We start from the raw sequence: 2,368 nt of genomic DNA, 5'->3' as shown, positions 1-2,368 counted from the left end.
CCACATCTGAACCAAGTCGGGACACACAGACGCGGTCCGGGCCATTCTCTGTTTGCCGCTGCGCGAGAATGGTCCGGACCGCCTGTCTCACCCTAGGGCATACGCACTCTTAGACCCGGCAACCAAGCGCCACCGTCACGGTGGCGCTTGTCGCATGTCTGGACCGTTCAGGGCCGCGGCAGCGACACGATCCAGCGGCGGCGTGGGTGCTCGGTGACGGTCCAGAGCCGATGGCCGTCCAGCGAGCACGCCAGGTCCTCCGGGCCCATCGGGAGCGCCCAGCGTCGCTCCCGAAGCTCGCCAGGACGTCCCACCCACAACGACCCCGGGGTCCACGGGCCGTGCGAGGCAGTCAGCGCATACATCCCGTCGACGTGCACGATGCCCTGGGCGCGCACGACCTGACCGTCGCCGACGTCGATCGGCCCGCCGTCGGCCGCGACGTGCGCGATGCGGCGCGTCTGGCGGCGGTTTCCGTACTCACCGAGGACCAGCTCGTCCGGACGACCGGGGACCGCCGCCACGAACGAGAAGCGGAGCGGCTCGTCCGCCGTCGTCGTCGCGGACAGCCGATGCCGGACCGGCAGGACGAGGCCCTCGCTCGTGCGGATGATGTCGTCGGTGTCCGCGACCCACAGGCCGGCCCTCGTGGCCGCGACGTGCGCGATGCGGCGCGTCTGGCGACGGTTGCCGTACTCGCCCAAGACCAGCTCGTCCGGACGCCCGGGCACCGCCGCCACGAACGAGAAGCGCAGGGGCTCGTCCTCCGTCCCCGTAGCGGACAGTCGGTGCCGAACGGGCAGGACGAACTCACCGTCGGCGCGGACGATGTCGTCGGTGTCCGCGACCCACAGGCCGGCCCTCGTGGCCGCGACGTGCAGTCGGGTGCCGATCCAGGCGAGGCCGCCGGCGTGGATGCGCAGCGGATCGTAGCCCTCAGCGGTCGGACGCACGAACATGACGTGCCGATAGCGGCGAGCGGCGAGGTCGAGGACGCTCAGCCGGGAGCCGCCGGACTTCGCGTACCAGGTGACGCCGAGGACCTCCGGTCGCGGCCCCGGCGAGACGCCCTGGGGCCACCACTCGCGATCCCGGCGGTCGTGCGCGTCCCAGGTCCAGGCGCGGTGCCGCGAGAGGCACGGAGCGACAGTCCGCCGCAGCTTGCGGTCGAGGGCGCCGAGCACGCCATCGAGCCCCACGCGGCCGGCGTATCGGCGCGCGAGCGCGTCGACCTCGTCGCTCAGGTCGTCGGTGCGGGTCAGCTCCACGCCTTCCACCGTAACGATGAGCCCAGGCCGGGCTGGGCTCGTGCGGTCTGGACAGATCGCCCGAACGCGCTGGCCGACCTGTTCACGGCGCGACCACCGCCCTAGCGTGCGAACGCCAGGTCGTCACCCCCGAGAGGACCGCCATGCCGTCGTACCGTCCCTCCCTCAAGGCCACGCTCGTCGCCGCCGGACTCGCCACCGTCCTGGTGGTCGGCGGCTCCGCCGGTGCCGTCGCCGGCAAGCTGATCACCTCGAAGAACATCAAGGACGGCACGATCCGGACGCGTGACCTCTCCGACGACAGCGTGGACGCGAGCAAGCTCGCGCCCGGGGCGGTGAGCTGGGGCAAGTCGCTCGACGCGGCGACCAAGGCCCAGATCGAGGACCTGCTCGGCGAGGGCATCCCCGGCCCCCAGGGCGCGCCGGGACCGAAGGGTGACACCGGCCCGCAGGGCCCGACGGGTGCCTCCGGATCGCGAGGATCGCAAGGTGCGACCGGTGCTCCCGGCGACGGCAGCCTGGTCGCCGGCGGCATCTTCGGCCTCAATGGCTGGTCGGCGGCGTCCGCGGACTCCTTCCTGAGCGAGCTGTATCCCCTGCAGGGCGACCCCATCGTGCTCGACGTTCCCGGCAACTACCTCGTGTCGATGCACGGGCTGTTCGTGGACCCCGACATCGTCGACGCGCCTTTGATCTTCGCGGGGGAGCCGAACGACGAGATCTCGGCGCTGCTCAGTGCCTGCATCCTGAGCTCGGAGTTCTTCGTCCCCGTGTGTGACGGCACGTTCCCGCTCACGGTGCACGAGGGTGAGTCGCTCCCCGTGCCGGTCCTGTTCCCGTCCTCGGACGACGTCGGGTGCCCCGACGATGGGTGTGATCCGCCCGTGGTCGTGCGGATGGCTGTCTACCGCCAGGGCGGCGCCGTCACCGATACGCTCGATCTTCCTGACCTGAGTGGCTGCGGCGTCTGTGGCCCTGTCGGCCGACCCTCGAGCGCACTGGAGCGCGCCACCCAGCGGTATCTACGCAAGGCGTTCTGAGGCCCGGCCCGGTCGCGTAGCGTCGGGCAGGTGGCGGAGGTCGTGGGTGCGGCGATCGTG

2 protein-coding genes are annotated in these 2,368 nt (G+C 71.6%); one reads left to right on the top strand and one right to left on the bottom strand.

All coding sequences use genetic code 11. From position 1 onward, the window contains the following. Window positions 1–167: 167 nt before the first annotated feature. Window positions 168–1,268: a hypothetical protein gene (locus tag Q0L15_RS19480; protein WP_296606229.1), complete on the bottom strand. Its 1,101-nt coding sequence runs from the start codon at window positions 1,266–1,268 to the stop codon at window positions 168–170. Window positions 1,269–1,411: 143 nt separating this feature from the next. On the opposite strand from Q0L15_RS19480, the gene Q0L15_RS19475 reads away from it, so the two are divergent. After that, a complete protein-coding gene (locus Q0L15_RS19475; RefSeq protein ID WP_296606227.1) occupies window positions 1,412–2,308 on the top strand; it encodes a hypothetical protein in 897 nt (298 codons plus the stop codon). Window positions 2,309–2,368: the final 60 nt, after the last annotated feature.

The sequence above is a fragment of the Nocardioides sp. genome, assembly GCF_024509035.1.
GTDB lineage: Bacteria > Actinomycetota > Actinomycetes > Propionibacteriales > Nocardioidaceae > Nocardioides.
The sequence above is the reverse complement of the archived record's forward strand: the minus strand, read 5'-3'. Positions and strand labels throughout refer to the sequence as shown.

Bases quoted from the DNA above. Each gene is read 5' to 3' on its own strand.
- Q0L15_RS19475 (WP_296606227.1), top strand. From the start codon at position 1,412: ATGCCGTCGTACCGTCCCTCCCTCAAGGCCACGCTCGTCGCCGCCGGA.